We start from the raw sequence: 26,941 nt of genomic DNA on the forward strand, positions 1-26,941 counted from the left end.
CGACAATGCTTAACAAGACGATGATGATGGGTGGCGCACTGGCATTCGCCCTGTCCCTGGCGGGACAGGCGCAGGCGGCGGTGTCGTCACAGGAAGCGGCAAAACTGGGCGATTCCCTCACGCCCTTTGGCGCCGTAAAGGCCGGTAACGGCGGTGAAGCAGGCTCGCCCCTGACGATTCCCGAGTGGACCGGTTTCCCTGATTCCCTGAAACCCTCTTCCTATACGCGCGCGGGTCAGCATCATCCCGATCCCTTTCCCGGGGATAAGATACTGTTGACCATCGATCAGAACAATGTCTCCGACTATGCAGACCGCGTGCCGTTGGGTGTGAAGGGACTGCTCGAGACCTATCCGGATACCTTCCGGCTCAATGTGTACCAGAGTCGCCGGACCACCTCGGCACCGCAGTGGGTGTATAACAACACCAAATCCAACGCCAGCTCCGCGCAGCTCGGCAACAGCGGTGTTTCCGGTGCCTTCGGCGGTATTCCGTTCCCGATCCTGCACGGCAGTAACGAAGAAAAAGCACGTCAGGCCATCTGGAACCATATTCTGCGCTGGCGTGGCCAGTACGTCGTGCGCCGTGCTTCAGAAGTAGCCGTGCAGCGTAATGGCCGCTACACGCTGGTGACATCGCAACAGGAAGTGTATTTCCGTTACTACAACCCGGAACTGTCCGAAGCCCAGCTGGATAATGTCATCTTCTACTTTATCTCCGAGACGCTGGCGCCGGCACGTCTGGCCGGTGGCGCAACGCTGGTGCATGAATACCTCGACCAGGAGAAGCAGGCTCGCCAGGCCTGGGGCTATAACGAAGGGACCCGCCGTGTGCAGCGTTCGCCCAATGTGGCTTACGATCAGCCGATTTCTGCGGCCGATGGTCTGCGTACCGCCGATGATACAGACATGTACAACGGCGCGATGGATCGTTACGACTGGCGTCTGGTGCATGACCAGCCGGTAGAGATGTTCATTCCCTATAACAACTATCGTCTGGACAGCCCGGATCTCAAGTACGAAGACATCCTGATGCCTGGCCATATCAATCCGGACCACGTGCGTTGGGAGAATCATCGTGTCTGGGTTGTCGAAGCGACCCTGAAACCGGGCCAGCGCCATATCTACGAGCGCCGCACCTTCTACATCGACGCGGACTCCTGGCAGATTGCCGTGATTGATCAGTATGACCGTCGTGATGAGTTGTGGCGGGTCAGCATCGCGCACATCAAGAACTTCTATGAAGTGCCGACCCAGTGGACCGCCATGGACGTGTTCCACGACCTGCGTTCGCGCCGCTACCATGTGCAGCAGTTGACCAACGAGGCCTCGAACAACCTGATCTTTGATCGTGCCTACCCGGGTGACTCGCACTTCAGCCCGGCCGGTCTGCGCCGTCGCGGTAACTGATATCGCACCGTGCCTTCGGGCACGCTGGCTGGCGCCCTCCGGGGCGCCTATAATGCGCCGGGTCATTCTGACCCGGTGTTTTTTTATGCTTTACGAGCTCGCCCGTCCGCTTCTGTTCTCCCTGTCCGGGGAGCGCGCCCATGATATGACGCTTGCGGCCCTGCGCCGTGGACTGGGGCATCTGTACCCCACGCGCGTGCCCGCACGACCGACGCGGGTGATGGGGCTGGATTTCGCCAACCCGGTGGGTCTGGCCGCAGGTCTGGACAAGAATGGCGACTGTATCGACGGACTGGCCAGCCTCGGTTTCGGCTTTATCGAAGTGGGCACCGTGACCCCCAAGGGGCAACCGGGCAATCCGAAGCCGCGCATGTTCCGGTTACCGCAGGCCGATGCGCTGATCAACCGCATGGGCTTCAACAACCACGGCCTGGACTACTTCATGGCGGCGGTGCGCAAGCGCCGCTTCGACGGCATCCTCGGCATCAATATCGGCAAGAACGTCTTCACCCCGGTGGAGCAGGCGGTGGACGACTACCTGCTGTGCCTGGACCGGGTGCACGAGCAGGCCTCTTATGTGGTCGTCAATGTGTCTTCGCCCAATACCCCGGGGTTGCGCAGCCTGCAGCACGGTGATGCCCTGGCTCGCCTGCTGGAGACCCTGCGTGAGCGCCAGACGGCGCTGGATCAGCGTGCCGGTCGCCGTGTGCCGCTGGTCATCAAGATCGCCCCCGACAATGACGCTGAGAGCCTGGCCGCCATGGCCGAGGCGTTTGTCGCCCACGGCATGGATGGTGTGACGGTGGGTAACACCACGGTCACCCGGCCCGGCGTGGCGCACCTGCCTCACGGTGACGAGCAGGGCGGCCTCAGTGGCGCGCCTCTGAAGCCGCTGTCTGACATGGCGCTGTCGCATATGGCAGACGCCCTGAATGGCCGCATTCCGGTGATTGGCGTGGGCGGCATCCTCAGTGCGGCGGACGCGCTGGACAAGCAGCGCCTGGGCGCAGATCTGGTACAGGTGTACACCGGGCTGATCTACCGTGGCCCGGGGCTGGTGGGCGACATAGTGCGGGCCTGGCCAAAGGATCAGCGGCCTGAATAAGGAAAGGGCCCTGGAGGGGCCCTGAGTAGCGCTTGCGCGCGTTGGTGAAGGGGTGCTGTATGTCTGTGCTGAGTAGTCAGCCGATATTCTTCAGATTCTGTACACTGGCGACGCCGGTGAAGCCGTGGATGTGGTCGGTCCGGCCTTCGCGCCAGCCGTTGATCCAGCTTGAGCGGGGACTCAGGGCGTCAAACGGGCAGAGGTCCTGGGATTTGCCATTCAGGCCTGCGTTATAGCCCTTGGAGTAAGCACGGCTGAAGCGGTCACGTTTCTGTCTTTTCATCGACTGTACCTCATACGTTTTGGACGTTTGCGTTGTACACGTTTCTGGCGAGTCAGTTGAAGCGCGGGGCACCACATCACGGCACCGCGTGAATTTCAGTATGGATAACACACCGGGGTGGGTCTAATACCCATTGGCAATAGCCACCAGCGTTGTTAGACATAGGCCTTATAAGTGATGTACACCGAGACGCTGTTATGGATTTTGTGATTACCTGCCTGCCGGGCGTGGCGCCGCTGCTGGTGCGGGAACTGACCAGTCTGGGGCTTGACGCGGTGGAGCAGGGCGGCGCCGCGGCACGGCTCGGCGGCGGCCCGGAGGCGGCCATGCAGGCGTGCCTGCGCAGTCGTCTGGCCGAGCGGGTGTTGCTGCCGGTGGCGCGCTATGAAGGCGATCCGCTGGAGGCTGCGCCAGCCCTGGCCGAGGCCTTTGACTGGGCACAGCACACGGCGGGCGCGCCGGGCCTGCACTTGCGGGTAGACCACGAACGTGGCGTACGCGGCGACAGCCGGGTGACCGCCAGCCGCTTTCTGCGGGCTGCTCCGGCGTTGGCGCCGGCCCGCCGGGACAGCGCCGAGGGCGCCCTGTGCCTGCGTATGCAGGTGGGCGAGGCGGCCAGCGAACTGTTTGTCGATTTCAGTGGCGAATCCCTGCAACGGCGTGGCTATCGCCTGGCCGGCGGGCAGGCGCCCCTGCGCGAGACGCTGGCGGCGGCCATGCTGCTGGCCGCAGGGTGGCTGCAGGGCGAAGCGGCTGAAGCGGAACGTGAACACGCGGAGGCGGCGTCACGCAGCAAGCTGGTCGACCCCTTCTGCGGCAGTGGCACCTTGCTGATCGAGGCGGCCCTGATAGCGACCGGGCGGGCGCCCGGACTATTGCGCAGCGAGTTCGGCCTGCTGTACTGGCCGCAGATCGACCGTGCCGCCTGGCAACGGTTGCGCGAGGCCGCCCATGCCGAGATCCGTGAGGCGCCCGCGGGCGTGTCCCTGAAGGGGTTTGATGCCGACCCGGCGGTGCTGCGCCAGGCCCGTGCCAATGCTGAGCGCGCGGGCGTGCTGGGCCTGATTCACTTCGAGCGACGTGAACTGGGCAGCTTGCGCCAGCGCGACCTCGGCGTGGCGGGCGGTGATGGCAGCGACCTGCTCGTGGTCACCAACCCGCCCTGGGGCGAGCGGCTGGAAGACCAGGAGCAGGCGGGGTGGCTTTACCATGCGTTGGGCCAGACCCTGGCCCGGCATGCCCCTCAGGCCCGCGCGCTGGTGGTGGGGCACAAGGTCGAGATTCTGGACCGCACCGGGATGACGCTGACGGCCCAGTGGCGCGTGCGCAACGGCCCCTTGCAGGTCTGGCTGCGCGCCATGTCGCCGCAACGCCGGGCGCCAGCGCCGCCGTTGCGTGTCAGCGGCGAGGCCGCCTTCGATGTGCCGGAGCAGGCTCAGGCCCTGGTCAACCGGCTGCGCAAGAACAGCCGCCAGTTGCGTCGCTGGCTGGATCAGTCGGGCGTGCAGGCTTACCGGCTGTACGACCGTGACTTGCCGGAATTCAATGTCTCCATCGACATCTATGGTGAACGGGTGCTGGTGCACGAGTATGCACCGCCGAAAACCATCGACCCGAGCGCCGCCGAGCAGCGCCGGGTATGGGCGGTCAGCGCCGTGCGTGCTGCTCTGGGGGTGCACCGGGAGCAGGTATTCCTGCGGACCCGCAGCCAGCAACGGGGCAGCCGCCAGTACCAGAAGCTCGATCAGGCCGGTGAATATCTGGTGGTGGAAGAGGGCGCTGCGCGCTTGCTGGTGAATCTCAGAGACTATCTGGACAGCGGCCTGTTTCTGGATCATCGCCCGATGCGTTTGCGGCTGGCGGAAGAAGCCAGGGGCAAGCGTTTCCTCAATCTGTTCGGATACACCGGTGCGGCCACGGTGCATGCGGCGCTGGGCGGTGCCAGTCGCACCGTGACGGTGGATGCCTCCCGGCGTTACCTGGACTGGGCGGCCTGCAACATGGCGGCGAATGGTTTCAGCAGTGTTCAGCACGAGCGCGTGCGTGCCGACGTCATGAAATGGGTCACCGAGACGCAGGAACAGTTCGATCTGGTGTTCTGCGATCCGCCGACCTTCTCCAACAACAAGAGTCGTGATGACTTCGTGGTACAGCGTGATCATGCCGAACTGATTCGCCAGATCATGCGCCGCATGGAGCCGGGCGGGGTGCTCTACTTCTCCTGTAACTTCCGCGGTTTCCAGCTGGACGATCAGATCCGCCGCTGGTTTGTGGTGGAGGACATCAGTCGCTGGAGTATTCCCGAGGATTTCCGCCGCAACATGAAGATTCACTATTGCTTTGCGATTCGCCACGGCCATGGAGATGAGGATGCAGGTTGAGCTGCTGACGACCGCGGGATGTCATCTGTGCGATCAGGCCGAAGCGCTGCTGTGTCAGGCCCTGCCGGGCGTCGATATCATCAAGGTGGATATTGCTGAAGAGGACGCCCTGATCGAGCAATACGGCACCCTGATACCGGTGGTCCGGTATCAGGGGCGCGAACTGCGCTGGCCGTTCGGCTTGCTGGATGTTCGCGAACGGCTGCTCGCTTCGCGCTGACGTTTATCTAGTGCGCGCAGATGGGCCAGAGCTGGTTGGCTTGCCCCTTGTCGAGGGATGACTGAAAACCGCCCCCCGGTGAGCTCATGCTCTGTGCCCAGGCGTGGCCAGCGCTGGCCTGTGTGGAGCTCCAGTAGAGGCCGCCGGGCATGGAGACCAGTGCGGGTTGTATGAGGTTGACATACATCAGGTTGAGTTCGTCCTTGGAAGGAAGAAACCATTCGCAGCTACCCTGATCGTAATCCAGTGCGAGATGCACGGCGCGACCGTTCTGACCATCACTGGTCAGGCTGTTGGCAACGATATTCGTGTTTTGCTGGCCGGCGCCGATTCCGTCACTGGTGCCTGGAATGGAGTAGCCCGCCCCGCCAGCGGTGCTGGCCCACATGAACAGCACATTAAGGGATGGTCCGACCCGGAACGATATACGATTTGGAGCGGCTTCCAGATAGCTGAACGTATAGTCGTCATTGTTATCGACGAAGAAGATGGTGCCTCCATTGGGGCCAGTATCTCCGATCACGAGCCCGCCTGAGTCGATGATGTCGCTGGTGCCCTCACCGCCACCGCTGCTGCCACCGCATGCCGTAGCCAGAAATGCCAGAACCAGTAACGCGCTACTGCAGGGCAACCTGCTGCGTGATGCGTTCATATCCATTTTCCTCGTCATATCGGTATCGGGAGCCCAGTCCCGCCCGCCTATTGGATATCGGAACTGCCGACCTGCCTATCACACAACCGGGGTAGCCGGGGGTACCCCGTGCGATCCAGCGCAGCGTGGGTGAGTGAAGGGTTAGCCCGATCCGGGCATTGTTCGCGGCGCTGCGCTGACGTCTTATTTGTGGTTTCAAACACACAGAGAAAAACATCATGGAAACGATGGAGAGACGGTCGTTGTCGACAGCACGATGGGCGGCGGGTTGGCTGTTGGTGGGCTTGCTGGGGGCAGGTGTTGGCTTGGCCGGCTGCGGGGGCTCCTCGGGGGGTGGCGGTACCCCGCCCGCAAACGGAGACCCCGGCCCGGGTGGCCCCGGTGACGATCCCGGTGATGACCCGGGCAATGACGATGAAGGGGACTGGGTTACCCTGGGCGCGCCCATTCCTGTGGGGGTTATCCAGACAAGCATCGGGTCGCGCCTGGTCGCTGATGGCAACGGGCGTATCTATTCGCTTTCTGCGTCAATGGCCTCGCCGCCGCGTCTGAACGCCTGGGTCTACGAAAATGACGAGGATGGCTGGCAGGATCTGGAGCCGGGCAATATTCGTGTGGATGACAAGGCGTTCAATCCGGCCGTGGCGGCCGGGGATGATGGCTTCTCCATGATCTATCATCGGGGCTGGGAAAGCCGGGATATTGCTGTAGTGCATTATTCGACGGAAGACGGCTGGGGCACGCCTGCCGTGGTGGTGCCCAGTAACGTCTCCCACGGCAAGGCGCGTGCGGCCTCAGTGGGTGATACACGGCATCTGGCCATGATGGACAGCGATGGCGCTCTGAAAATATGGTCGATGGAAGGCTCGGAAGCGCCGGGTACACCGATCAACGGCCCGGCCGGTATCGGCGGCGTCATGAACTGGGACCTGTCGGCGACCGGGAGCAGCGTCACGCTGGCATGGCGCGCCGGGTCACCGGCGCAGCTGAATGTGGGAGGCTGGTCCGGCAGCGAGTGGGTGACGTTGAACAGCGTGCCTGCGCCTGATTCCTTGTTGGCCGTGGCCCTGGCGAGTACGTCATCGTCGCAGTACCTGTTGCGCAGTACCGGCGCCTGGGCGCAAGGCTCAGCGCTGTCGGCCGATGTCACAGCGATCATCGCCGATGGCGCCGGGAGCAGCCCGGTGGTGCCGCTCCCGCCGTTCACCGAGAACATCCATACCCTGCCGTACTACGACATTCACGTGGACAGTGCGCTTCTGCCCTGGGTGGTCTGGGTAGAGTATGAGGATGATCCCTTTGACGATGACCGAGCACGTCTGTATGTGGCCCGGGGTGTGTCCGGCACTGAAGAGGCGATTGAGTGGGAGTTGGTGGGTGACGGGAAAGTCGTTCCCTACGATGACAGCATCCCCGGCGCGGTTTCCAGTGCGCTGATCAATGACGTGCCCTACGTACAGTTCCGTGACGGTGGCTCGAATCTGCGCGTTATGTATTACCAGACGGACTGAACAGGCGAAGGCTGTTTGCCCAGGTGCATCGGGCAACGTCAATGGCGCTCTCGTCGCGACAGCTGGCGAGGGCGCGCACGATCCAGGGGAGCAGTGCCGGCTCGTTGCGGCCGCGCACCGGGGGTTTCTCCGGCAGATCGCGCGGCAGCAGATAGGGGCAGTCGGTTTCCACCAGAAGGCGCGCTGCGGGGATATTGGGCACCAGAGCCCGCAGATCACCGCCGCGTCGTTCGTCACAGATCCAGCCGGTAATGCCGATATGGCAATCCATATCCAGATAATCGAACAATGCCCGACGGTTGTCGGTAAAACAGTGCACCACCACATTCGTCAGCCGGTCGCGATGGTCGCGCAGTATCGGCAGAAAACGGTCATGGGCATCGCGCTGATGCAGGAACACGGGTTTGCCCAGTTGGCACGCCAGCGCGAGTTGTTCGGCAAAGGCCTTCTCCTGCTGCGGACGGGGTGAGAAATCCCGATTGAAATCCAGTCCGGTTTCGCCGATGGCGCGCACCTGGGGATGTGTGGCCAGCTCTGCCAAGGCAGAGAGAGCAGGCTGGTCGCAGTCACTGGCATGATGCGGGTGGATGCCGACGGTGGCGGACAGGCCAGGGTGCGCTTGTGCCAGGGCCAGCGCAGCCTCGCTGGACACCAGACTGGTTCCGGTCACCAGTTGCTGCTGTACGCCAGCAGCGTGGGCCCGCTCCAGCACGGCGTCCAGATCGCCGGCAAAACGTTTGTCCGTCAGGTTGACGCCGATGTCCATCAGGGGCATCGGCGTTGCATTGTCATCGAGGATCGGATCATGTGCGCGCATGGCGCGCATTATTCCGCAGCGTGCGGGGCAGTCTCAAGCGCTTCGCGCAGTTGTTCGACGCGGCGACGGTTGGCGCCCATGTCGTGGTAGCCGATACGTGACGAGGAGCGCACCTGAATCATGCCGTCTGGCTGAATCCAGAAGTTCACATCATCCCTGAAGCGCATCAGGCGAGTCCGGAACACGGCATGGATATGTATCGCGTCGCCGGTCACGATGCGAGTCCAGTCAACGCGGGGCAGCTCATCGAGCAGGGCCGTCAGGCGTGCTTCAGCACTGGCGAGGCTATCGCCGCCGCGCAGCGGGGCCACCTGCCGGTCTTCCCGGGTTTCCAGGCTGGATACGCAATGAGGGGCATCGGGGCAGGCGGGCAGGGCTTCATGCATGGCGTTGCCCCGGGCCTGTGGGGTGTCGGCCCGTGCGGGTGTCGACATCATCATGAGCGTGGTCACCAGAGCCATCACCAGCATGGCGAATGGACGTGTATCGAATGACGAGCAGGTTGTCCGCATATCAGGTGCCCTCTCAGGTGCCCTTATGACCGACAGCATGCGGCCATATCTAGTGAACGTCGCGAATCAGGCCGACAAAGATGCCTTCGATCACCAACTGATCCTCGCCCACGATAATCGGCGAGTAATCCTCGTTGGCGGGCAGCAGGGCGGCCTTGCCATTGCTCAATTTGAGGGTCTTTACCGTGACGTCGTCGTCAATGCGTGCGACCACGATCTGGCCGTCGCGGGCGGTCTGGGACTTGCGCACGGCAATCAGGTCACCATCGAGGATGCCGACATCCTTCATGCTGTCGCCCTGGACTCGCAGCAGGTAGGTGGGGCGCTGGCGAAACAGGCCCTGGGGCACTGGCACGCTGCGTTCCACGTTCTCTATGGCTTCGATGGGCAGGCCTGCGGCGACCTTGCCGACGACAGGCAGTTCATCATCGGGCCACAGGGCGGCGTCCAGCAACTGGATGCCCCGGGAGCGGTCATTATGCAGGCGGACATAGCCCTTGCGTTCCAGAGCGCGCAGGTGATCTGAGGCGGCATTCTTCGACTGGAAGCCCATTTCCGCCGCCAGCTCGGCCCGGGTCGGGGCCATGCCGGTATCAGAGAGAAACTGGCGAATACAGTCCAGCACCTGCTGCTGTCGAAATGTCAGTTTGTCGCTCATAACCTGTCCTCTGGCACGTATCTGTCCTGATCCTAGCATGATGACTGTCGAAAAGAACAGTGTTTTTTGGACAGCTTGTCGTCAGGGGTGTACGCATGTCGGCTGAGCGTTGCCGTCGTTCCCGGTGGCGACTAGGATTGGCATCGATTTGCACGAGCTGGAGGGGGAATGAAGCAGGCAGATAGCACGACCTGGCCGTTGCACCGCATCAAGGGGTTGCTGGCAGGGGTGCCTTTCTTCAATGAGGTGCTGCGTCAGGATGCGCAGCAGTTTGATGCGTTACTGGCCCATTGCGAGGTGCTGGTCGCGGGTCCGGGGGACACGGTCATTCGTCAGGGGGATGGCGACAACTGTCTGTATTTTCTGTTACGCGGGCAGCTGGCGGTGATGGCGGAGCAGCCGCAGCAGCGTGAGCAGGTGCTCAACTACATCTCGCCGGGCGAGGTGTTCGGCACCCTGGCCATGCTCCGCGAAACACCGCGCAGCGCCACCATCCGGGTGGATGACGCGACTCGCGAGGCGGTGCTGGCGCGCATCGACTATGTCTTTTTCAGCAACATCCGTGACTTCAGTGTGTTTTCACTGGAAACCAAGCTGTCTTTCTATCACATGCTGGTGCACAACATCCGCTGGACCCTGGAAGTGAACCGCATGCAAGACCCGGATCACGAGGTGGTCAGCCTGCTGCGCAAGGTGCCGATGTACACGGGGGAGCGGGGTACGGATGCGGAACTGGAAGCACTGCATGGCCAGGCGCACATGCTGGCAGAGTTGCTGTGCCGCTGGAATGAAACGCCCACACAGGGCGGGGCCATGCAACTGACCTGAGCCTTACTTGCGGGCGATCTTCACCGCCAGCACGTCGCAATGGGCGCCGGGCACCACACCGCGTGCCGTCGAACCCAGCAGCAGGGCGAGTCCGGTGCGGGTGTGGCTGCCGACAACGATCAGGTCGGCGCCCAGGGCGTCGGCCTTGTCCTGGATGGTCTTCTCGATGGAGCCCAGCTCCACATGAACCTGGTTGGCTGGCACGGCGAATTCGGCGGCATAGGTGTCGATGTTCTCCCGGGCCTGCTGCATCAGGCTGGCCTGCAGGTCCGACACATCCATGGGGACATCGGCACCGTAGGCCAGGGCCAGCGGTTCGATCACATGCAGCAGGTGCAGGCGGCCACCACCGCCCTCGCAGATCGAGGCGGCGCGGGACAGGACGCAGCGTGATTCCTCGCTGCCATCAATGGCGACCAGCACTTCCCGATAGGTTCCGCCCATGGCTCACACCCTCCTTTTCATACCTTATGGTTTAGCACAGCCGGGGGGGCCTGAAAACAGGTTCCTTGACCTTGACCGGCAACGCTTGCGTAAATAGGCGGCCTTTGTGGGCGCCGGACGAGTAAGAGATCTGATGGGTAAATCGCTAGTCATTGTCGAGTCACCGGCCAAGGCCAAGACCATTAACCGCTACCTGGGCGACGGCTTCGTTGTGAAGTCCAGCGTCGGCCATGTGCGGGATCTGCCGGTGAGTGGCGGCTCGCGCAGCACGCCCGCTGACCGGGCAAAGGAAGCGGCCTATACCCGTTCCCTGCCACCGGAGGAGCGTGCTCGCTACAAGCAGAAAAAAGCACGGGATCAACTGGTCAATCGCATGGGCGTCGACCCGGACAAGGGCTGGGACGCGCGCTATGAGATATTGCCCGGCAAGGAAAAGGTGATCGACGAACTGAAACGGCTGGCGCAGAACGCCGACCGCATCTACCTCGCCACTGACCTTGACCGCGAGGGGGAAGCCATTGCCTGGCACCTGCGGGAAGTGATTGGCGGCGATGACGAGCGCTTTGACCGGGTAGTGTTCAACGAGATCACCCGCAAGGCCATTCAGGAAGCCTTCAAGGAGCCCGGCAAGCTCGACATGCACCGTGTGGAAGCCCAGCAGGCGCGGCGTTTCCTCGACCGCGTGGTGGGTTTCATGGTGTCGCCGCTGCTCTGGGACAAGATCGCCCGCGGCCTGTCCGCAGGCCGTGTCCAGTCGGTGGCGGTGGAGCTGGTGGTCGAGCGCGAGCGCGAAATCCGCGCCTTCCGCCCCGAAGAGTACTGGGAACTGCATACCGATACGGCCGCACCGCAAGGTGAGGCCGTGCGTCTGGCCCTGGCCCGTGTCGCGGGCCATAATTTCCGTCCGGACAATGAAGCGGCAGCCCGGGCTGCGGAAACGGCCCTGCGTGAGGCCGGTGAACTGGAAGTCCGGGGTCGCGAAGATCGCCCGACACGGTCGAAGCCTTCGGCGCCGTTCATCACCTCGACCCTGCAACAGGCGGCCAGCACCCGCCTGGGCTACAGCGTCAAGAAGACCATGACCCTGGCCCAGCGCCTGTATGAAGCCGGGCACATTACCTATATGCGTACCGACTCCACCAACCTCAGCGCGGACGCCGTGGCGGCCTGCCGCAACTGGATTGGTGCCGAACTGGGCGAGCGCTACCTGCCCGAGAAGCCGATCAACTACTCCAGCCGTGATGGCGCCCAGGAAGCGCACGAAGCCATTCGTCCGTCGGATGTGCAGCGCACCGCAGAATCCCTCAGCGACATGGAGCGCGATGCCAAGCGCCTCTATGAACTGATTCGTAACCAGTTCATTGCCTGCCAGATGCCACCGGCTGAGTACCTGAGCACCACGGTGACGGCCGTCAGCGGCGACCATGAACTGAAGGCCAAGGGCCGCATCCTCAAGTTTGATGGCTGGACCCGCATCCTGCCGCCGATGTCCCGGACCAAGGGTCAGGAAGATGTGGTGCTGCCGCCGCTGGAGGCGGGCGACCGGCTGCGCATCACCCATATCGACACCACCCAGCATTTCACCAAGCCGCCGGCGCGCTACACCGAAGCCAGCCTGGTGAAGGAACTGGAGAAGCGCGGTATCGGCCGACCGTCCACCTACGCAGCGATTATCTCCACCATTCAGGATCGCGGTTATGTGCGCCAGGACAACCGGCGTTTCTATGCCGAGAAGATGGGCGACATCGTCACCGACCGTCTGGCGGAGTGCTTCCCCGACCTGATGGACTACGGCTTTACGGCGAGCATGGAAGAAACCCTCGACCGCATCGCCTCCGGCGAACTGAAGTGGCGCGATGTGCTGGATGACTTCTACCGCGATTTCGTTCGCAAGCTGGAGGCAGCGCAGGGGGAAACGGCGGGCAAGCAGGCCCAGGGCGGTATGCGGGCCAATGTACCCACGGACACCGATATTGCCTGCCCGAAGTGTGGCCGCCACATGCAGATTCGCACCGGGTCCACCGGCGTGTTTCTGGGTTGCTCCGGCTACAGCCTGCCGCCGAAGGAGCGTTGCACGGCGACCCTGAACCTGCTGCCCGGTGAAGAGGCGGTCAGTGCCGACGATGAAGAAGCTGAAGCGCTGGCCCAGCGCCGCAAGCATCGCTGTGGCCTGTGTGGCACGGCCATGGACAGCTACCTGCTGGATGAAAAGCGCAAGCTGCATATCTGCGGGAACAATCCGGACTGCCCCGGCTACGAAGTAGAGCAGGGCGAGTTCCGTATCAAGGGCTATGACGGCCCGACGCTGGAATGCGAGAAGTGCGGCAGCGAAATGCAGCTGCGCACCGGGCGTTTCGGCAAGTTCTTCAAGTGCACCAACGAGGAATGTGGCAACACCCGCAAGCTGCTGCGCAACGGCGAACCGGCGCCGCCGCGCGCTGATCCGGTGCCGATGCCGCATCTGAAGTGCGAGAAGGTGGAGGATTATTACCTGCTGCGCGACGGGGCGTCGGGCCTGTTCCTGGCGGCCAGCCAGTTTCCGAAGAACCGGGAAACCCGTGCGCCGCTGGTGGAGGAAGTGCAGAGCGTCGCGGACAAGCTGGACCCGAAGCATCGCTATCTGGCCGAGGCGCCAGCGCAGGACCCGGACGGCAACAAGGCCGTGCTGCGCTACAGCCGCAAGACCCGCGAGCAGTACGTGATGACCGAAGTCGAAGGCAAGGCCACCGGCTGGGCGGCGTTTTACACGGATGACGGCTGGAAGGTCGATGACAAGCGCGGCGACAAGAAACCGGCCCGCAAGAAAGCAGCAGTGAAGAAAAAGGCGGCAGCGCGCAAGAAGGCGCCGGCCAGCAAGAAGGCCGCCGCAAAAAAAGCAGCGGCCCCGAAAGCGGATGAGGGCTGAAGCATGTCGCGAATGGTGCGTGAGAGCGAGACCAGCGGCCTGCGCGAGCGGTTGTTCCTGGCCCGCGACAGTCTGGCGCTGTTGCGTCGATTGCGTGATGAGCAGGCGCCGCACGGCCGCCTGCTGGCGTTACGCGGTGCGGTCATCTTTCATGCCTACAGTGCCCTGGTTGGCCTGGTACGTCAGGCCGCCCGCAGCTATCACGTGGCGGGTCATGAATCGCTGCTGAGTCTGGCGGCGCTGGAGCAGGCGTTCGCGGCGGCCCGTATCGAGGCGCCGGAACAGACACTGGTGGCCCGTGCGCGCCGTGCCCCGGGCGATCCGGTAGCGTGGCTGGATCAGGAAATGATGACGGCTTTTGGTGCGGCAGGTCTGTCGCGCCGTCCGCAGCCGCGCAACGATGACGAGCGCGTGCTGGCGGTGGCGGCGGAAGATCCCTACGCGCTGCTGGAGCACGGGGATATGGAGCGTCTGGAGGCGGCCCTGGATCGGGTGGCGGCATTGCTGGCGGACTGTGCGCCCTATGCCGAGGAGTGGTGATGAGAAGGAGTGGCAATGGAAGAAATACGGGTACGTGAGGCCTGGCGCGTATTGCGCATCCAGTCCGAACTGGTAGACGGTATCGACAAGCTGGCCGGCATCGGCCCCTCTGTCACCATCTTCGGCAGTGCACGGCTGGGCGAGACATCGCGCTACTATGCCGACGCCGAAGCACTGGCTGCGCGCTTCTCCGATGCCGGGCTGAATGTGTTGACCGGCGGTGGGCCGGGTATCATGGAAGGCGCCAATCGTGGCGCGTTCGGCAAGGCGTCCTGTTCCATTGGCCTGAATATCTCCCTGCCCCATGAGCAGAGCGCCAACCTGTATCAGGATCTGGGCATCAACTTCCGTTACTTCTTTGTCCGCAAGCTGATGTTCGTCAAGCACGCGGTGGGCTTTGTCGTCTTTCCCGGCGGCTTCGGCACCATGGACGAGCTGTTCGAGGCCTTGACGCTGGTGCAAACGGGCAAGACCGCCCCGTTTCCGATCATTCTGTTCGGCTCCGATTTCTGGGCCGGGCTGGTGGACTGGTTGCGCACCCGGATGCTGGAGGAGGGCTGCATCAGTGACACCGACATGGCGCTGTTCAGCGTGACGGATTCGGTAGACGAGGCCTTCCGTATCGTCGAGAAGTCGTACCGCAAGACCCCCGAACGGGCCGATAACCTGCCTGCCAGCATGTGAAGTCGCCTTGACACTGTGCCCGCACAAACATATGTTTCAAACGTATGTTTGTGCGGGCGTATGAGTGGGCAGGATGGTGGGCAGGCGATGACAGCGCAATCGGGCACAGTGGAACGGATTCTGGATACAGCCGAGGTGCTGTTCGCACAGAAGGGCTTCGCCGAGACCAGTCTGCGCGCCATTACCAGCAAGGCCGGGGTCAACCTGGCCGCCGTCAACTACCACTTCGGTTCCAAGGAAGCTCTGATCCAGGCGATCTTCGAGCGCTTTCTGGCGCCGTTCTGCACCGAACTGGGTGAGCGCATCACGCAACTGGTCGAGGACGACGAGCCGGTGGATCTGGAACGTCTGCTGCGTCTGATCTCGCGTACGGCCCTGGGGGCCCACGGCAGCGATCCGCAGCGGCTGGCGCTGTTCTTCCGCCTCTTGGGCCTGGCCTACACGCAGGCCCAGGGACACCTGCGCCGTTTCATTCGTGAGCGCTACGGTGACGTGTTCAACCGCTTTCTGGCGCTGCTGGCCAGTGCCGCCCCGGATGTCCCCCCGCTGGAGCTGTTCTGGCGCGTGCACTTCGGCCTGGGCGCCACCGTATTCGCCATGTCGAGCATGGATTCCCTGCGCGCCATCTGCAAAAGCGATTTCGGCGCTGACCTGTCCGCCGCTGATGTGACGCAGCGGCTGTTACCCTTTATCGTAGGTGGCATTCGCGCGTAATCGTTTCAGCTGCGGGAGCCCCATGCACATCGATATCAGTCTTGCCGACCAGACGCTGACCCTGACCACCGACGAGGGCAGTCTTTGCTGGCCGGTGTCCACCGCCCTGAACGGCCCCGGTGAGCAAGAGGGCAGTGGCTGCACTCCCCGAGGCCTGCATGTGATCCGTGCCCGTATCGGCGACGGTGCCCCGCTGGGCACGGTGTTTGTCGGGCGCCGCCCCACCGGTGAAATCTGGTCCGAGGACCAGGCCGCCGCCTCACCGCAGCGGGACTGGATTCTCACCCGCATTCTCTGGCTCAGTGGTTGCGAGCCCGGTATCAACCGGTTGGGTCGCGTGGATTCCATGCGGCGCTTCATTTATATTCACGGCACGCCGGATACCGAGCCCATGGGCGTGCCGCGTTCCCACGGCTGCGTGCGCATGCGCAATACGGATATCGTGGCCCTGTTCGAGCGGGTGCCCGCAGGGTGCCCCGTCCGCATCGCCTGATGCCAACCCGGTCGGAAACAAGCATGTCTGAACACGTTCCACATTCTCCGGCTGGCCTGTGCGCCGGTCTTGTCATGGTGGATATTGCGGGCACGGTGCTGGACGACAGCGACCGCGCCTTGCTCAATGATCCGCATGTCGGGGGCCTGATCCTGTTTGGCCGCAATGTCCGCGACGCGGCCCAGGTCAGTGCCCTGACCGCCGAGATCCGTGCGTTGCGTCCGGATCTGCTGATTGCAGTGGACCAGGAGGGCGGTCGGGTACAGCGCCTGCGTGACGGCTTTGTCCGTTTGCCGCCGATGGCGGCCCTGGGGCGCCGCTACGAAGAAGATACCGAGCAGGCGATTTCCGACAGCCACCTGCTGGGGCAACTGATGGCCGAGCAGGTGCTGGACTGCGGCATCGACATCAGTTTTGCGCCGGTGCTGGATCTGGACCATGGCCGCAGCGAGGTCATGGGCGACCGTTGCTTCCACGCCAGCGCCGAAGGGGTCATCGCGCTTGCCGGTGCCTTTGCGGCGGGCATGCAGCAGGCCGGGATGGCTGCCACGGGCAAACATTTCCCCGGTCACGGTTACGCCGAGGCGGATTCCCATCTGGCCTTGCCGGAAGATCCCCGGTCGCTGGAGGTGCTGCGCCGCGCTGACATGCAGCCGTTCGCGCGCCTGGCGGCGCAGCTGGACGGCATCATGCCGGCCCATATCCTTTACACCGCCGTTGATGCGCACATGCCCGCCGGGTTTTCACGGACCTGGCTGCAGCAGGTGTTGCGCGCCGAACTGGGATTCGCCGGTGTCATCTTCAGCGATGATCTGGCCATGGCCGGTGCCGCCATGGCAGGCAGCTACGCCGAGCGTGCGCGGGCCGCCCTGCTGGCCGGTTGTGACATGGTGCTGGTGTGCAATGATCGGGTCGGGGCGCTGGAAGTGGTGCGCTATCTGGCCCGCGAAGGGGAGTCGCTGGCGCTGCCCGCTGCCCCGGTGCCCGCGAGCACACTGCGCGCCCGTGCGGGACATCGCCTGAACAGCACCGAATTTGATGACGCCTGCGCGCTCGCCGAGGCCCTGTGCGACGAGGCGGAGCGTGCCGAATGAACGGTGAAGACCTGGCCATACTGCTGGCCCCGTCCGACGAGCCGCGCATCTGGCTGTTACAGGTGTTCATGGTGGTGCTGGTCACGGTCACGGTGAATTTCATCCTGATGCGCCTGATCGATCTGGCAGAGAAGCTGGTCGGGCGTACCGACACGCTGTGGGACGATGCCCTGCTGGAGGCGGCGCGCTTGCCACTGAAGCTGGTGACCTGGGTGATCGGCTTGTCGGTGGCCATCAATATCATGCAAACGGCGGCTCCGGCGGCGTTGTTCGAGGTCTTGCCCGAGGTGCGCCGCCTCTCGTTCATCGTCATTCTGGCGCTGTTCCTGACTCGCCTGATTCGTAACGCCGAGGCGCTGCTGGCCGATCCGGCCAAGGTCGACAAGCCCATGGACACCACCACCGCCAGAGCAGTGGGCAAGCTGCTGCGCCTGTCGGTCATGATCACTGCCGGCCTGGTGATGTTGCAGAATCTGGGCTACAGCATCTCCGGCGTGCTCGCCTTCGGCGGTATCGGCGGTATTGCCATCGGTTTTGCGGCCAAGGACCTGCTGGCCAATTTCTTTGGCGGCATGATGATCTATCTGGACAAGCCCTTCCGGGTGGGCGACTGGGTACGTTCACCAGACCGTGAAATCGAGGGTACAGTGGAAGATATCGGCTGGCGCCTGACGCGCATTCGTACCTTCGACCAGCGGCCGCTGTATATCCCCAATGCCACCTTTTCCACCATTGCCGTGGAAAATCCGTCACGCATGCGGCATCGCCGTATCTTCGAAACCATTGGCGTGCGTTACCAGGATGGCCCGGCGTTGCAGGCGATCTGTGACGATGTCGAAGCCATGTTGCGCAGCCATGACGATATTGCCAGCGATGAAACCCTGATGGTGAATTTCAATACCTATGGCCAGTCGTCGCTGGAGTTCTTCGTGTATGCCTTCACGAAAACCACCAGCTGGGTTCGCTTCCATGAAGTGAAGCAGGATGTGCTGTTCCGTATCATGCAGATTGTCGAGGGGCATGGCGCATCGTTTGCCTTCCCGACCCGCACATTGCATATCCATTCCGACGTGCCCCGGCAACAGGAGCAACAGGCATGACAGCATTGACCCGCGATCGGCTGCAGCGCGTGCGCGCTGAGGCGCGCGAACTGCATTCCATGGACGAGGTGAACGCCGGTATTCGCGCGGTGGCCGCAGCGTTGACCCGGGATTATGCCGAGCGTAACCCGCTGCTGCTGACGGTGATGAACGGCGGTGTGGTGTTTGCCGGGCGGCTGCTGACGGAGCTCGATTTCCCGCTGGAGATCGATTACCTGCACGCCACCCGTTATACCGGTGAAACCGCAGGGGGGGATATCCAGTGGATCGTGACGCCGGGCATCAATCTGGCCGGTCGCCATGTGATTATCATGGACGACATTCTGGACGTCGGCTCGACGCTGCTGGCTATCGTCGAAGCGTGCGAGGCCCAGGGGGCCGCGTCGGTGGCCACCGCCGTGCTGGTGGACAAGCAGCATGATCGCAAGGCCCGGCCCGGTCTGGTGGCGGATTACACCGCCCTGTACACGGAAGACGCTTACCTGTTCGGGTGTGGCATGGACTACAAGGGCTACTGGCGCAACGCGCCGGGTATTTACGCCGTCAGTGAGGTGACAGCATGACACTGGCATTGATCGGTGGCACCGGCCTCAGCCGCATGCCCAACCTGGACGTCATCGAAAGCCGTACCGTCAAGACCCGTTTCGGCAACCCGGCGGCGGCGTTGCTGCGTGGCCGCCTGGGCAACGAAGATGTCCTGTTCCTGGCGCGTCATGGCAATCCCCATCGGTTGCTGCCCCACGAGGTGCCATACCGCGCCAATATTGCGGCACTGAAGCAGGCCGGGGCGACGGCCATCGTGGCGGTAAACGCCGTGGGCGGTATCAGCGATGCGGCGGCCGCCGGGACCATTGTGCTGCCCGATCAGATTATCGATTACACCTGGGGCCGCGACATGACCTATTTCGACAAGGGGCATGTGCCGATCACCCACGTGGATTTTTCCTGGCCGTTCGACAGTGCGCTGCGCCGGCGTCTGGGCGAGGCACTGGAGCAGGTGGGGGCGCCCTGGGTTGATGGCGGCTGCTATGGCGCCACCCAGGGGCCACGTCTGGAAACGGCGGCAGAAATTCGCCGCATGGCACAGGACGGCTGCGATATCGTCGGCATGACCGGGATGCCGGAAGCCGTGCTGGCCCGTGAACTGGAGATGCCTTACGCCATGCTGTCGCTGGTGGTCAATCCGGCGGCGGGCAAGAGCGAGCAGGAAATCACCATGGCCGAGATCGAAGCGGTGCTGCATGACGGCATGGAGCATGTCTGTGCCGCGCTGGCGGCCTTCTGCGGCGCCGCGGGAGCATGACCGGCATGCTGATGCAGGTGCTGATCGGTGTGGTGGTGTTCATGCTGCTGGTGCTGGCCGCTTTGCCGTTCTGGCTGCGTCGTCCAGCGACCCGCGTGCCCGGTGATTATTACCTGCGTCAGACGTTTCGTGATCAGGTGGTGGACGCCTGGCGCGATTACCGCATTACCCTGGAGGACTATCGCCAGCAGCGCGATGATCCCGCCTGGCTGGGCAGGCAGGTGGCCCGGTTTGCCCCGGTGCTGGCCAGCACCTTGCGTGAGGATTACCGCAACGAAATGCGTGTCTGGCTGGACGACCTGCTGGAACATGAAGGCGAAGACGGGCTGCTGCGAGCCATCATCATTGCGGTGCTGGACTTTCAATGCGGCAGCCAGAGCGCCGAACATCGCAGCCTGCAGGCGCAGTCGCTGGTGGTGGCGCTGCACAGTGCAGGTCTGGCGGAGATCTGATGGCCGTTGCCGAATGTGATGTTGTCATCATCGGTGCGGGTGCGGCCGGGTTGATGTGCGCGGCTACGGCAGGTTATCGCGGTCGCCGGGTGCGGGTGATCGACCATGCGCCCCAGGCGGGTCGCAAGATCCTGATGTCTGGTGGGGGTCGCTGCAACTTTACCCATCTGAATACCTCGCCGGCGCATTTCCTTTCTGATAATCCCGGCTTCTGCATCTCGGCGTTGAAGCGTTACACGGCGCAGGATTTTTTCGACCTGGTGGAGCGCCATGGCATCGATTGGGTGGAAAAAAGCCCCGGCCAGTTGTTCTGCACCGACAGCAGCCGACCGATCCTGGACATGCTGTTGACCGAATGTGACTGGGCCGGGGTGGACATCAGCCTGAAGACCTCGGTGACCGCCATCGACCGTCAGGGCGACGGTTTTCGTTTGCAGACCAGCAGCGGTGCGCTGCACTGCGCCTCGCTGGTGGTGGCCAGCGGTGGCCTGTCGATTCCGACCATGGGCGCCACTGGCTTCGGGTACGACGTGGCCCGCCAGTTCGGGCTGCCGGTGCTGCCGACCCGTGCGGCGCTGGTGCCCTTTACCTTGCAGCCCGCTTTGAAAGAGGCCCTGTCGTCATTGTCGGGTGTGAGCCTGCCAGTGAGCGTGACCTGTGGCGGCCAGCGTTTCAGCGAACCCATGCTGATTACCCATCGTGGTCTGAGCGGCCCGGCGATGTTGCAGATTTCCAGCTACTGGCAGCCTGGCGACACCCTGCTTATCGACCTGTTGCCGGACATGGCGGATGTGGCGGCGCAGCTGGCGGCACAACGCCAGGCGAATCCGGCGGCGCGGCTGGAAAGCTTTTTCAATGGTGTCTGGCCACGCCGCTTCGCGCAGTGGTTCTGCGAGGCCCGGGGCTGGACTCATGACTGGCAGCAATGCAGTCAGGACATGCTGGCGACGATGGCCGACACGCTGACCGGGTGGGCGGTCAAGCCAGGGGGGACCGAAGGCTATCGTACGGCGGAGGTCACTCTGGGTGGGGTCGATACCCGCGCCATCTCATCGCGGACCTTCGAGGCCCGCGAGGTGCCGGGCCTCTATTTCATTGGTGAGGTGCTGGATGTGACCGGCCAGCTCGGCGGCCACAACTTCCAGTGGGCCTGGTCGTCGGGCTGGTGCGCGGGCCAGTTTGTCTAGGGCACCTCTGGATAACCCCTTGCGCCCTCGGCGTGACCTGAAGCGTGCAGAGCCCAGCCCTGTTAGCGGGTGACCTTGATCACCATGCCAAACAGGGGATGGTCGATATAGTGCAGTTCACCGCTGCGCATGCGTCGGCTCTGGCGCATGTCCACGTAGTAGCGCTGCCCGCTACGGTCATCCCGCGCCAGCCACAGGTTCGGGTCCACGTGCAGGAAGCGTGACACGCTCAGCAGCAAGGTGCCTTGCAGTTCGTACTGGGGGCGGCCATCAAAGGCGGGCAGGGCGGCCTGCTCCGCATCGCCGTCGGCGGCCAGGGCATCGCTGGCCCGGTACAGGCTCGGGTCCGGCGGCAGTTCGCGGCCGCCCTGGATCATGATCGGCAGGGACTGGTTCCGCTCGCGCATCGGCTGACGCCAGGCGCTGTGGAACAGGCTGCGGTATTCGCCGCTGGCTTCCATTTGCCGACGCATGGCGCTGAGGCTCAGATTGCCTTCGGAGAGCGCCTGCCAGGCGCCATTGCGCAGCGCGTTGCGGTGCGGGGCGTCGGCGTTGTCCGGCAGTGAGGCACCACTGTCGCGATAGGTGATGGCCTGGTCGCGTGGATAATCCGGGCGCACATCAAGACGCCAGTGCTCACCACCGGGGTTCTGGTTACGTGCGAACACCAGCACTTCCACCTGGTACCAGCGCTCGTCGGCGGCCACAGGGCTGGTCAGTGGCAGCAGCGCCAGGCTGGCGAGCAGGATCCAGTATTTCATCAGGCTCTCTCTCCGGGTGAGCATCAGGTCAGTTGCGCCAGCAGGGCTTCCACCTCGCTGAAGCGTTCCTCTTCGGTGTCGGCATCCAGCACGAATTTCAGGGCGCTGGCCCCTTGCAGGGTATAGCGCCCGGGGGCCGACTGTACCAGTTTGACCAGCCGCAGCGGATCAATGGCGGTGCGCTCGGAAAACTCCAGGCGTCCGTTCTCGCGGCCGGCGTCGATGCGGGCGATGCCCAGAGCCTGGGCGCGCTGGCGCAGTGCGGTGACGCGAAACAGATTCTTCACCTGCCGGGGCAGCATACCAAAGCGGTCGATCATTTCGACCCTCAGTTCGTCCAGTTGTTCGCTATCGCGGCAACTGGCAATGCGTTTGTACAGGCCGAGACGGGTCAGGACATCCGGCAGATAGTCGTCCGGAATCAGTGCCGGGACGCGCAGATTGACCTCCGGCCCGCCGGACAGCGGCTTTTCGGTGTCCGGCTGCTCACCCCGGCGCAGGGCCGCCACGGCCTGCTCCAGCATGTCCATGTAGAGGGAGAAGCCGATGGATTCGATATGCCCGTGCTGTTCCTCACCCAGCAGCTCCCCGGCGCCGCGGATCTCCAGATCATGGCTGGCCAGGGTAAAGCCGGCGCCCAGGTCCGAGGCCTGCTCGATGGCCTCCAGACGCTTCAGGGCGTCTTTGGTCATGGCCTTGGGATGCGGTGTCAGCAGGAACGCGTAGGCCTGGTGGTGGGAGCGCCCGACCCGGCCGCGCAACTGATGCAGCTGCGCCAGGCCGAACTTGTCCGCTCGCTCGATGATGATGGTATTGGCCGAGGGCACATCGATACCCGTCTCGATGATGGTGGTCGACAGCAGCACGTTGAAGCGCCGGTGGTAGAAATCCGACATCACCTGTTCCAGCTCGCGCTCGCGCATCTGTCCGTGGGCGATGCCGATGCGGGCATCCGGCACCAGCTCACGCAGTTCCTCTGCCGCCCGGGCCATGGTGTCGATATCGTTGTGCAGGAAGTAGACCTGGCCGCCGCGCAACAACTCACGCAGCAGGGCCTCCTTGATGACCACCGGATTCTTCTGTTGCACGAAGGTCTTCACCGACAGGCGCTTGCTGGGCGGGGTGGCGATAATCGAGATATCGCGCATGCCCGACATCGCCATGTTCAGCGTGCGCGGGATCGGGGTCGCGGTCAGGGTCAGGATGTCGGCCTCGGCCCGCAGGGCTTTCAGGCGTTCCTTGTGGCGTACCCCGAAGCGGTGCTCTTCATCGACAATCACCAGGCCGATATCGCGGAAGGCCACCGATTCCTGCAACAGCTGATGGGTGCCGACCACGATATCCACCTTGCCCTCGGCGAGACGCGCCAGCACGTCGGTGCGCTCCTTCTGGCTGCGGAACCGGCTCAGCACTTCGATGCTGATGGGCCAGTCGGCAAAGCGGTCGCTGAAGGATTCGTAATGCTGCTGGGCGAGCAGGGTGGTGGGCACCAGGATCGCCACCTGCGTGTTGTTCTGCACGGCGACAAAGGCGGCGCGCATGGCCACCTCGGTTTTGCCGAAGCCCACGTCGCCGCACACCAGCCGGTCCATCGGGCGGTCGGCCTGCAGATCACGCAGCACGGCGTCGATGGCCGCCTGCTGGTCGGCGGTCTCCTCGAACGGGAAGCCGCTGGCGAAGCGGGTGTAGTCGTCTTCGGGCAGGGTAAAGGCGCGGCCCTTGCGGGCCTCGCGGCGGGCATAGGTATTCAGCAACTCAGCCGCCACGTCGTGAATCTTCTCGGCCGCTTTCTGGCGCGCCTTGCTCCACTGGTCGGACCCCAATCGTGTCAGCGGGGCATGGTCGGGATCACCGGCGCCATAGCGGCTGATCAGATGCAGGCTGGATACCGGCAGATAGATCTTGTCGCCGCCCGCATATTCCAGCAGCAGGAATTCGTGCGCCTGGCCTTCCACGGTCATGTGGGTCAGGCCCTGATAGCGGCCGACACCATGATCGATATGCACCACGGGCGTACCAGGCACCAGCTCGCCCAGGGACCGGAACGCCTGGTCGGCAGAGGTTTCCTGGCCACTGCGCCGGCGTCGGCGCTGCATGATGCGTTCGCCATACAGCTGGCTTTCGGCAATCACCAGCGCATGGGCCTGCGGCGCCCAGAAGCCCTTGTCCAGCTCGCCCACGGTCAGGCTCCAGCTGGCCGCTGTGGGCTGCCAGTGGTTCCAGCCGTCGATCACCGCCGGTTGTATGCCCTGTTTCTGCATCAGTTCCAGCAGCGCTTCACGGCGCCCGGGGGTTTCCGCGCAGACGAGAATGCGCAGGCCCGGGTGTTCCTCTGGCAGTGCCGCCAGGCTGGCGAAGGGGTTGGCGTTGCGGTCCGTGACCACCGGCGGCGGGGTGAAGTCGAAGGTGATGGCCTTGTCGTCGGGCGTGGCGTCGGGGGGCAGTTGCCGTGCCCGGGGATGCACACGCAATTGCTGGTTCAGTTCATTGACCGGCAAAAACAGTTCGGCGGGCGACAGGATCGGTCGGCGGATATCGTGGCGGCGGTCTTCATGCCGCGCAGTGACTTCATCCCAGAAATGCGCAGCGGCTTGTTCGCAGCCCGCCAGTTCGACCAGCCGCACATCGCCGGGCAGGTAATCGAACAGCGTCGCCATCTGTTCAAAGAACAGCGGCAGGTAGTATTCCAGGCCCGGGCTGGCAATGCCCTCGGACACATCCCGGTAAAGACTGCACTGGCGATGATCCACATCAAAGCGTTCGCGGAAGCGATTGCGAAAACGGGCGATGCCCTCGCTGCTCAACGGGTATTCCGCTGCGGGCAGCAGAGTGATGGCCTGCACCTGGTCCACAGAACGCTGCGTTTCCGGATCGAACAGCCGCAGTGACTCGATATCGTCGTCGAACAGCTCGATACGGAACGGCTGATCGGCGCCCATGGGGAAGATGTCCATGATGGCGCCGCGCACGGCAAACTCGCCGTGATCGAAGACGCTGTCCCGCTGCCGGTAGCCACAGGCCGCCAACCGGGAGCGGGTGGCTTCCATGTCGAAGCGCTCGCCGACCTTGAGCAGAAAACTGTTGCCGCTGATCTGCACGCGGGGGGCCAGCCGTTGCATCACGGTGCTGACCGGTGCAATCAGCACTCCCTGGTGGCTATCGGGGAGCTTGTGCAGCACCTGAACCCGTTCGCTGATGATGTCCTGGTGCGGTGAGAACAGGTCGTAGGGCAGGGTTTCCCAGTCGGGGAACAGCAATACCGGCGTGTCACTGCCCGCCAGGTAAAAGGTCAGGCTGTCATGCAACTGCTGGGCGGTGCTGCTGTCGGGCGTCATCACCAGCAGCAGGTGCCCGGCGTCGCGTGCCAGTTCGGCCAGGGTCACGGCCAGGCTGCCGCTGTCCAGGCCCTGCCAGAGGCGGAAGTGGTCGTTGCCGGTGGGGAAGACGGGCGTGCCCGGGAGTAACGTCATCGGGGTCATCGTTGCTGGTCTGACGGGGCGCGCATTGTAACGGATATTCATCATGAAATCGCCAGTGACCGGCGCACCGGCGCGGGCTGAACGTGTGATGGCCGGCGGATTCGTGTAGGGTATTCAGGCTCTTGACGGCCTCGCCGGTCCTTCACGCTGGCGAGTCACGCACTGCCAACGAAAGGAGGCAGCCAATGACGAAGAATCCGGACAAGGGCTATGTCGCACTACTGGGCTGGAGCCTGAACGCGGTAGAAGCTGCCGCATCGTTTGACCGCCGTTATGTGGTCGTCGCCCCCGACTGGGCCGAGGACTACTGCCGCGAGCACGATATCCCCTACGTTCCCTGGAATTTCGAACGGCTCAATGACCGTTCCATGGAAATCGCCCAGACGCTGGCGGACATGGGCGTGGATGTGGCCATCCCGCTGTTCGAGGAAACGGTGGAATGGGCCGGTGCGATCAATTCCGTGCTGCTGGACAATCCACGTCTGTTGGGCCAGGCCATGCTGATGCGCGACAAGTCGCTGATGAAGCGCCGCGCCCAACTGGGTGGCATCCGCGTGGGCATCTTTGAAGAAGCCCATGATCGCGATGATGTGATGCGTTTTCTCAAGCGCGTCAACCAGACCCTGCTGAAGCTGGATGGTGATCCCAACGATCCGATTCATTTCAAGGCATTCGACAAGGCCGGTTGTCTGGGTCACCGGGTCATCCGCACGCCCGACGACGTGGACGCCATTCCCGACGAGGAATTTCCATCACTGATGGAGTCCCACCTGGATGGCTGGGAGTTCGCCGTTGAAGCCTGGATTCACGATGGCAAGATCCGCTTCCTGAATATTTCCGAGTATGTATCGCTCGGCTATTCGGTATTCGTACCGGCGTCGCCGGAACTGGAGCGTTATCGACCGCAGATTACCGAGCAGATCGAGAAGCTGGTGAAAACCTTCGATATCGAATTCGGTTTCATTCATCCGGAGTATTTTGTCACCAGCGACAGCGAGATGTATTTCGGTGAAGTGGCCTACCGGCCGCCGGGCTTCAAGGTGTTCGAGTTGCTGGAACGGGTGTATGGCTTCAATGCCTATCAGGCGTTGATCCTGTCTTTCGATCCGAAAACCACGGAAGAGGAAATCAAGGCGTTTTTCCCGAAAGAAGTCGAGGACGCCAAGGGCTATGCGGGCTGTTTCGGTGTCTATCCCCGGCGCCGCGTTGTCAGTCGCCTGGAGATCCCGGAAGAAACCGAGGAGCATCCGTACTTCGAGTCGCATGAGCTGACGGCGCCGTTGCAGGAAACGGTTACCAAGCGCACCGCATTCGGCACCCACTGGGGTCTGATCTATTTTCGCGGTGATGAGGCCGACACGCTCAAGGCGTTGCTGGCTCATCAGGAGACCCTTGATTTCTATATGTGA

General features: G+C 63.3%; 26 protein-coding genes. 18 read left to right on the plus strand and 8 right to left on the minus strand.

Annotated features, from left to right (window positions below; genetic code table 11):
• The first annotated feature begins 5 nt into the window (after positions 1 to 5).
• Both DKW65_RS06075 and DKW65_RS06080 read left to right on the plus strand, forming a co-directional pair.
• Positions 6 to 1,409, plus strand: coding sequence for a DUF1329 domain-containing protein (locus tag DKW65_RS06075; protein ID WP_111656414.1), 1,404 nt, complete (start codon positions 6 to 8; stop codon positions 1,407 to 1,409).
• Between the two features lie 85 nt (positions 1,410 to 1,494).
• Complete coding sequence (locus DKW65_RS06080) at positions 1,495 to 2,514, plus strand: quinone-dependent dihydroorotate dehydrogenase (RefSeq protein ID WP_111657543.1); 1,020 nt, start codon at positions 1,495 to 1,497, stop codon at positions 2,512 to 2,514.
• Positions 2,515 to 2,590: 76 nt separating this feature from the next.
• On the opposite strand, the gene rmf is transcribed toward DKW65_RS06080, so the two are convergent.
• Entirely contained in the window at positions 2,591 to 2,797 is a 207-nt protein-coding gene (gene rmf, locus DKW65_RS06085; protein WP_111656415.1) for a ribosome modulation factor, read from the minus strand.
• A gap of 197 nt (positions 2,798 to 2,994) precedes the next feature.
• On the opposite strand from rmf, the gene rlmKL reads away from it, so the two are divergent.
• Together rlmKL and DKW65_RS06095 are read left to right on the plus strand one after the other, a co-directional pair.
• On the plus strand, positions 2,995 to 5,178 hold the full coding sequence (gene rlmKL, locus DKW65_RS06090) for a bifunctional 23S rRNA (guanine(2069)-N(7))-methyltransferase RlmK/23S rRNA (guanine(2445)-N(2))-methyltransferase RlmL (RefSeq protein ID WP_111656416.1): 2,184 nt from the start codon (positions 2,995 to 2,997) through the stop codon (positions 5,176 to 5,178).
• Entirely contained in the window at positions 5,168 to 5,398 is a 231-nt protein-coding gene (locus DKW65_RS06095) for a glutaredoxin family protein (protein WP_111656417.1), read from the plus strand. The genes rlmKL and DKW65_RS06095 overlap by 11 nt, the downstream gene beginning before the upstream one ends.
• A gap of 7 nt (positions 5,399 to 5,405) precedes the next feature.
• On the opposite strand, the gene DKW65_RS06100 is transcribed toward DKW65_RS06095, so the two are convergent.
• On the minus strand, positions 5,406 to 6,050 hold the full coding sequence (locus DKW65_RS06100; RefSeq protein ID WP_111656418.1) for an Lcl C-terminal domain-containing protein: 645 nt from the start codon (positions 6,048 to 6,050) through the stop codon (positions 5,406 to 5,408).
• Between the two features lie 242 nt (positions 6,051 to 6,292).
• Between DKW65_RS06100 and DKW65_RS06105 the strand changes: the two genes are divergently transcribed.
• On the plus strand, positions 6,293 to 7,561 hold the full coding sequence (locus DKW65_RS06105) for a hypothetical protein (protein ID WP_162925736.1): 1,269 nt from the start codon (positions 6,293 to 6,295) through the stop codon (positions 7,559 to 7,561).
• On the opposite strand, the gene DKW65_RS06110 is transcribed toward DKW65_RS06105, so the two are convergent.
• From DKW65_RS06110 to lexA, 3 genes are read right to left on the minus strand one after another with little or no spacing between them, the layout of a single operon-like run.
• Complete coding sequence (locus DKW65_RS06110) at positions 7,539 to 8,378, minus strand: TatD family hydrolase (protein WP_211315754.1); 840 nt, start codon at positions 8,376 to 8,378, stop codon at positions 7,539 to 7,541. The genes DKW65_RS06105 and DKW65_RS06110 overlap by 23 nt on opposite strands.
• An 8-nt stretch (positions 8,379 to 8,386) precedes the next feature.
• Positions 8,387 to 8,890, minus strand: a complete 504-nt coding sequence (locus tag DKW65_RS06115) for a DUF1499 domain-containing protein (protein ID WP_162925737.1) — start codon at positions 8,888 to 8,890, stop codon at positions 8,387 to 8,389.
• 49 nt (positions 8,891 to 8,939) lie between these two features.
• Positions 8,940 to 9,548 (minus strand): transcriptional repressor LexA, encoded by a 609-nt coding sequence (gene lexA, locus DKW65_RS06120; protein WP_111656421.1) that lies wholly within the window; start codon positions 9,546 to 9,548, stop codon positions 8,940 to 8,942.
• A gap of 168 nt (positions 9,549 to 9,716) precedes the next feature.
• Here lexA and DKW65_RS06125 point away from each other — a divergent pair, with 168 nt between their 5' ends.
• The gene (locus tag DKW65_RS06125) at positions 9,717 to 10,376 is read left to right on the plus strand and encodes a cyclic nucleotide-binding domain-containing protein (protein WP_111656422.1); all 660 of its coding nucleotides are present in this window, start codon (positions 9,717 to 9,719) and stop codon (positions 10,374 to 10,376) included.
• Between the two features lie 3 nt (positions 10,377 to 10,379).
• Here the strand turns inward: DKW65_RS06125 and DKW65_RS06130 are convergent, their stop codons facing one another.
• Entirely contained in the window at positions 10,380 to 10,820 is a 441-nt protein-coding gene (locus DKW65_RS06130; RefSeq protein WP_111656423.1) for a universal stress protein, read from the minus strand.
• 133 nt (positions 10,821 to 10,953) lie between these two features.
• On the opposite strand from DKW65_RS06130, the gene topA reads away from it, so the two are divergent.
• The 11 genes from topA (at position 10,954) to DKW65_RS06185 (ending at position 21,292) form a co-directional block, all read left to right on the plus strand.
• Positions 10,954 to 13,725 (plus strand): type I DNA topoisomerase, encoded by a 2,772-nt coding sequence (gene topA / locus DKW65_RS06135; RefSeq protein WP_111656424.1) that lies wholly within the window; start codon positions 10,954 to 10,956, stop codon positions 13,723 to 13,725.
• Between the two features lie 3 nt (positions 13,726 to 13,728).
• Positions 13,729 to 14,265 carry a hypothetical protein gene (locus DKW65_RS06140; RefSeq protein ID WP_111656425.1) on the plus strand — a complete coding sequence of 179 codons (537 nt, stop codon included), beginning with the start codon at positions 13,729 to 13,731 and terminating at the stop codon, positions 14,263 to 14,265.
• A gap of 15 nt (positions 14,266 to 14,280) precedes the next feature.
• Entirely contained in the window at positions 14,281 to 14,949 is a 669-nt protein-coding gene (locus tag DKW65_RS06145; RefSeq protein ID WP_162925738.1) for an LOG family protein, read from the plus strand.
• Positions 14,950 to 15,036: 87 nt separating this feature from the next.
• On the plus strand, positions 15,037 to 15,663 hold the full coding sequence (locus DKW65_RS06150) for a TetR/AcrR family transcriptional regulator (protein WP_111656426.1): 627 nt from the start codon (positions 15,037 to 15,039) through the stop codon (positions 15,661 to 15,663).
• A gap of 22 nt (positions 15,664 to 15,685) precedes the next feature.
• A complete protein-coding gene (locus DKW65_RS06155) occupies positions 15,686 to 16,156 on the plus strand; it encodes a L,D-transpeptidase (protein WP_111656427.1) in 471 nt (156 codons plus the stop codon).
• 23 nt (positions 16,157 to 16,179) lie between these two features.
• Positions 16,180 to 17,250, plus strand: a complete 1,071-nt coding sequence (nagZ, locus tag DKW65_RS06160; protein WP_245932406.1) for a beta-N-acetylhexosaminidase — start codon at positions 16,180 to 16,182, stop codon at positions 17,248 to 17,250.
• Positions 17,247 to 18,350, plus strand: a complete 1,104-nt coding sequence (locus DKW65_RS06165; RefSeq protein ID WP_111656429.1) for a mechanosensitive ion channel family protein — start codon at positions 17,247 to 17,249, stop codon at positions 18,348 to 18,350. The genes nagZ and DKW65_RS06165 overlap by 4 nt, the downstream gene beginning before the upstream one ends.
• Entirely contained in the window at positions 18,347 to 18,913 is a 567-nt protein-coding gene (locus DKW65_RS06170) for a hypoxanthine-guanine phosphoribosyltransferase (RefSeq protein ID WP_111656430.1), read from the plus strand. The genes DKW65_RS06165 and DKW65_RS06170 overlap by 4 nt, the downstream gene beginning before the upstream one ends.
• Positions 18,910 to 19,653 carry an S-methyl-5'-thioinosine phosphorylase gene (locus DKW65_RS06175; protein ID WP_111656431.1) on the plus strand — a complete coding sequence of 248 codons (744 nt, stop codon included), beginning with the start codon at positions 18,910 to 18,912 and terminating at the stop codon, positions 19,651 to 19,653. The genes DKW65_RS06170 and DKW65_RS06175 overlap by 4 nt, the downstream gene beginning before the upstream one ends.
• Positions 19,650 to 20,105 (plus strand): hypothetical protein, encoded by a 456-nt coding sequence (locus DKW65_RS06180; RefSeq protein ID WP_111656432.1) that lies wholly within the window; start codon positions 19,650 to 19,652, stop codon positions 20,103 to 20,105. The genes DKW65_RS06175 and DKW65_RS06180 overlap by 4 nt, the downstream gene beginning before the upstream one ends.
• A complete protein-coding gene (locus DKW65_RS06185; RefSeq protein WP_111656433.1) occupies positions 20,105 to 21,292 on the plus strand; it encodes a BaiN/RdsA family NAD(P)/FAD-dependent oxidoreductase in 1,188 nt (395 codons plus the stop codon). Before DKW65_RS06180 ends, DKW65_RS06185 begins: the two co-directional genes overlap by 1 nt.
• Before the next feature lie 62 nt (positions 21,293 to 21,354).
• Here DKW65_RS06185 and DKW65_RS06190 read toward each other — a convergent pair whose 3' ends face one another.
• Together DKW65_RS06190 and mfd are read right to left on the minus strand one after the other, a co-directional pair.
• A complete protein-coding gene (locus DKW65_RS06190; protein WP_162925739.1) occupies positions 21,355 to 22,053 on the minus strand; it encodes a peptidoglycan binding protein CsiV in 699 nt (232 codons plus the stop codon).
• 23 nt (positions 22,054 to 22,076) lie between these two features.
• A complete protein-coding gene (gene mfd / locus DKW65_RS06195; RefSeq protein ID WP_111657546.1) occupies positions 22,077 to 25,523 on the minus strand; it encodes a transcription-repair coupling factor in 3,447 nt (1,148 codons plus the stop codon).
• 194 nt (positions 25,524 to 25,717) lie between these two features.
• Here mfd and DKW65_RS06200 point away from each other — a divergent pair, with 194 nt between their 5' ends.
• Complete coding sequence (locus tag DKW65_RS06200) at positions 25,718 to 26,941, plus strand: ATP-grasp domain-containing protein (RefSeq protein WP_111656435.1); 1,224 nt, start codon at positions 25,718 to 25,720, stop codon at positions 26,939 to 26,941.

This window comes from Isoalcanivorax indicus (genome assembly GCF_003259185.1).
Lineage (GTDB): Bacteria > Pseudomonadota > Gammaproteobacteria > Pseudomonadales > Alcanivoracaceae > Isoalcanivorax > Isoalcanivorax indicus.

Coding starts and splice junctions, on each gene's coding strand:
- DKW65_RS06075 (WP_111656414.1), top strand. CDS start 6: ATGCTTAACAAGACGATGATGATGGGTGGCGCACTGGCATTCGCCCTG.
- DKW65_RS06080 (WP_111657543.1), top strand. CDS start 1,495: ATGCTTTACGAGCTCGCCCGTCCGCTTCTGTTCTCCCTGTCCGGGGAG.
- rmf (WP_111656415.1), bottom strand. CDS start 2,797: ATGAAAAGACAGAAACGTGACCGCTTCAGCCGTGCTTACTCCAAGGGC.
- rlmKL (WP_111656416.1), top strand. CDS start 2,995: ATGGATTTTGTGATTACCTGCCTGCCGGGCGTGGCGCCGCTGCTGGTG.
- DKW65_RS06095 (WP_111656417.1), top strand. CDS start 5,168: ATGCAGGTTGAGCTGCTGACGACCGCGGGATGTCATCTGTGCGATCAG.
- DKW65_RS06100 (WP_111656418.1), bottom strand. CDS start 6,050: ATGAACGCATCACGCAGCAGGTTGCCCTGCAGTAGCGCGTTACTGGTT.
- DKW65_RS06110 (WP_211315754.1), bottom strand. CDS start 8,378: ATGCGCGCACATGATCCGATCCTCGATGACAATGCAACGCCGATGCCC.
- DKW65_RS06115 (WP_162925737.1), bottom strand. CDS start 8,890: ATGCGGACAACCTGCTCGTCATTCGATACACGTCCATTCGCCATGCTG.
- lexA (WP_111656421.1), bottom strand. CDS start 9,548: ATGAGCGACAAACTGACATTTCGACAGCAGCAGGTGCTGGACTGTATT.
- DKW65_RS06125 (WP_111656422.1), top strand. CDS start 9,717: ATGAAGCAGGCAGATAGCACGACCTGGCCGTTGCACCGCATCAAGGGG.
- DKW65_RS06130 (WP_111656423.1), bottom strand. CDS start 10,820: ATGGGCGGAACCTATCGGGAAGTGCTGGTCGCCATTGATGGCAGCGAG.
- topA (WP_111656424.1), top strand. CDS start 10,954: ATGGGTAAATCGCTAGTCATTGTCGAGTCACCGGCCAAGGCCAAGACC.
- DKW65_RS06140 (WP_111656425.1), top strand. CDS start 13,729: ATGTCGCGAATGGTGCGTGAGAGCGAGACCAGCGGCCTGCGCGAGCGG.
- DKW65_RS06145 (WP_162925738.1), top strand. CDS start 14,281: ATGGAAGAAATACGGGTACGTGAGGCCTGGCGCGTATTGCGCATCCAG.
- DKW65_RS06150 (WP_111656426.1), top strand. CDS start 15,037: ATGACAGCGCAATCGGGCACAGTGGAACGGATTCTGGATACAGCCGAG.
- DKW65_RS06155 (WP_111656427.1), top strand. CDS start 15,686: ATGCACATCGATATCAGTCTTGCCGACCAGACGCTGACCCTGACCACC.
- nagZ (WP_245932406.1), top strand. CDS start 16,180: ATGTCTGAACACGTTCCACATTCTCCGGCTGGCCTGTGCGCCGGTCTT.
- DKW65_RS06165 (WP_111656429.1), top strand. CDS start 17,247: ATGAACGGTGAAGACCTGGCCATACTGCTGGCCCCGTCCGACGAGCCG.
- DKW65_RS06170 (WP_111656430.1), top strand. CDS start 18,347: ATGACAGCATTGACCCGCGATCGGCTGCAGCGCGTGCGCGCTGAGGCG.
- DKW65_RS06175 (WP_111656431.1), top strand. CDS start 18,910: ATGACACTGGCATTGATCGGTGGCACCGGCCTCAGCCGCATGCCCAAC.
- DKW65_RS06180 (WP_111656432.1), top strand. CDS start 19,650: ATGACCGGCATGCTGATGCAGGTGCTGATCGGTGTGGTGGTGTTCATG.
- DKW65_RS06185 (WP_111656433.1), top strand. CDS start 20,105: ATGGCCGTTGCCGAATGTGATGTTGTCATCATCGGTGCGGGTGCGGCC.
- DKW65_RS06190 (WP_162925739.1), bottom strand. CDS start 22,053: ATGAAATACTGGATCCTGCTCGCCAGCCTGGCGCTGCTGCCACTGACC.
- mfd (WP_111657546.1), bottom strand. CDS start 25,523: ATGACGTTACTCCCGGGCACGCCCGTCTTCCCCACCGGCAACGACCAC.
- DKW65_RS06200 (WP_111656435.1), top strand. CDS start 25,718: ATGACGAAGAATCCGGACAAGGGCTATGTCGCACTACTGGGCTGGAGC.